The organism is Catenibacterium sp. UBA627 (genome assembly GCF_002299355.1).
In the GTDB taxonomy this organism is placed as follows: domain Bacteria; phylum Bacillota_I; class Bacilli_A; order Erysipelotrichales; family Coprobacillaceae; genus Catenibacterium; species Catenibacterium mitsuoka.
On sequence record NZ_DBPF01000112.1, the window covers coordinates 1 to 2761 of the forward strand.

At 35.2% G+C, this 2761-nt stretch carries 4 protein-coding genes; all 4 read right to left on the reverse strand.

The window, feature by feature from the left end:
- The coding region (locus B2S90_RS07310) for a YitT family protein (RefSeq protein ID WP_286696794.1) at window positions 1-537 on the reverse strand (537 nt) is incomplete at its 3' end.
- Window positions 538-589: 52 nt separating this feature from the next.
- Window positions 590-1690, reverse strand: coding sequence for an SIS domain-containing protein (locus B2S90_RS07315; RefSeq protein WP_195921630.1), 1101 nt, complete (start codon window positions 1688-1690; stop codon window positions 590-592).
- A gap of 13 nt (window positions 1691-1703) precedes the next feature.
- Entirely contained in the window at window positions 1704-2543 is an 840-nt protein-coding gene (locus B2S90_RS07320) for a PTS system mannose/fructose/sorbose family transporter subunit IID (protein ID WP_238703730.1), read from the reverse strand.
- On the reverse strand, window positions 2543-2761 hold a 219-nt coding region (locus B2S90_RS07325; protein ID WP_286696795.1), incomplete at its 5' end, for a PTS sugar transporter subunit IIC. The genes B2S90_RS07325 and B2S90_RS07320, both read right to left, overlap by 1 nt.

Genomic DNA, 2761 nt, shown 5'->3' on the forward strand with positions numbered 1-2761 from the left:
AAACATGAATCCAAATACACATAGCATCAAGGTATTGAAGACAAATATATATTCGAAGATTGACTTATTCATTTTATTCGATACATATAAAGCAATAAAGTCAGTACCGGCTGTACTTGCATTACCTCTTAAGGCAATCGCAATCGCAAAGCCATAAAGAAATCCACCAAAACAGACATTCAAGATCACATCATCAAATAATGGATCAAATGATAATACCCTTGTGAAAATACTGAAGAAGAGAACTTGTAAGAAAGAGAAGAAAACAAATTTCTTACCTATTGTCTTATAACATACAATTGCGACAGGTAGATTGAGTACAATCACAAGCGTGGAAATAGACAATGAATATCCATAAAGCATGCTGATACGATTAATTAAAATCGCAATACCGGTAAAACCACTTGATAAAAGGTCAGAAGGATTCAAAAATGTCTGAAGAACAAATGTCTGTAAGAGTGCCGAAAAGAGCACCGAAAAGAAAGTAATAATATATCTTTTATTTGTTTTGTAGGCTGCTGACAAGTTTTTCGACATTTTCCTGGTCCACACTTTCAGTTATGGCAAATCATGATTGCCATAACTTTTTCTATTTTTCAGTTTTATAAGCGTCTCTGACACCATCAAGTTTTTTGCTGCCAATACGTGCATGGAACTGAGGATCTTTTGGGATATCTGGATTGATACCTAAATCCTGAGGAGCAAGACACGCCAATACCTGCATCGGAATGATATATTCCCATGGAGAGAAGAGAGGATCTTCTGTGAATGGAACGATACAATCCTTATTAGTTGGTGCATCTACACCTTCTGGTGAAGCAATTAAGTAATTATGTGGTGTCCACTCTTTAAGGATTTCAATAAGTTTTAAAGTACGAGGCTTATAGTCACCCTTAGAGCCAAGATAGAAGATATGAGCACTTTCAGTAATAGAGTTATAAATACCATGGAAGAATTCTTCAATATCATAGCCTGTTACACCCTGTCTTACTGTTTCAAGTACTTTTAATGCACCTTCTAAAACATCAGCATAGTTTCCATCATAGCCTACGACAATAATTCTTTTAGCTGGTAAGAATTCATCTTTAATTCTTCCATACCATTCTGTTGCTGCATTTACAATGTTTGGCATATTACCAATAACTTTAAACATTCTTTCTTTGTAACCTTCAAATGACTCTTCAGAAAGAATACCTTTTGCGATAGCCCATTCTGAAAGCATCATCATTAAAGTAACAGTAGTACCAGCATAGCCTTTAGTCTTGGCACCACATTTTTCATTACCCACTTCAATTCTTGTCTTAGTTGTTGCATGATCAAATACAAGCGCAGTAGGATTTTCTGATACTGCCGCAGTATAGAGTCCCTGTGTTGTAGCGGCATCTAAACCTTCTACAGTAGATAAACTCTGTCCACCCTGTGACATGCCAATTACCAAAGTCTTCTTATTAAAGACTTTTTCACTTCTATGGAACTGTGTAGGATACATGCAGAACACTTTAAGGTTTAATACTTCTTCTAAATAGTTCTTTGCTGAAAGTCCCGCATGATATGAAGTACCTGATCCAATAACATAAATCTGTTCAATATCTTTATCTTTGAATTCTTCTACGAATTCATGAGTAATTTCTTTTCTGTTATCAATAATATGTGTTAACACTTCCGGTGTTTCACATATATAGTTATACATATTTGAAGCCATTTTATAAAATACCAAAGAAAGAGCAAACAATACCAAGAATTAAAATACCCCAAAGTAAAGTTGTACTCTTCATTCCTTTCTCTAATAAAGTATAAATAATAAAAGTAAATCCTAGAGGTAGGAAGCCTTTAATAATACCATCAAAGATTTCCTGTAATACGATTTTTGTACCATTTAAATGGAATACGAATGGCGTAGAAATAGATACCATAGAAGCACACATAGAACCAACAACTAGTAAACCAAGTACCTTAGCTGCTTCAGTTAATACCGCAACTACGCCACCTTCATTCATGCTCGCTAAGAAACCAACACCACTCTTATAACCCATCTTTAATCCATAATAACGAACAAGAAGATGAGGAATATTATAAATAAGCAAGAATAGAATAGCACCTAAGATACTTCCCTTAGCCGCTAAGCTTGTACCAATACCAGCACCAATGATTCTGAATGTTCCCCAGAAGAATGAATCACCAATACCAGCAAGAGGACCCATTAAAGCAGTCTTAACAGCGTTGATTGATTCTTCATCTACTTCTTCACCATTATCTTTAGCTTTCTTGAACTTCTCTTCCATTGCGATAGACGCACCCGCAATAAAACTAACGACTGCAGGAGTTGTATTAAAGATAGCTAAATGTCTCTTCAAAGCATCTGAAATATCTTTCTTATCTGTATAAAGCTTCTTTAAAGCGGGAACCATCATATATGCAAAGCCTACGTTCTGCATTCTCTCAAAACAGAAACAAGCCTGTAACGGGAATGTACGCCAGAATGTTTTCTTATACACATCAGGTGTCATAACTGTATCCTGAGTGTTTAATTCTTTGTTTTCCATTATAATTCGCCTCCTAAATCGTCAGATAATTCATCTGTTTCAACTGCAACAGCCACATTATTTTTTCTATTTGAGATTGTATACTGATAAATTGTATATGCGATAGCTGTACCAATAACGGCAGTACCTACAGTGTTCACTGAAAGTAAAGCTGTTAATGCCCAACCAATGAAGAAGAATGCTGCATTCTTCTTATCAAATAATAACTGCATAAGAAT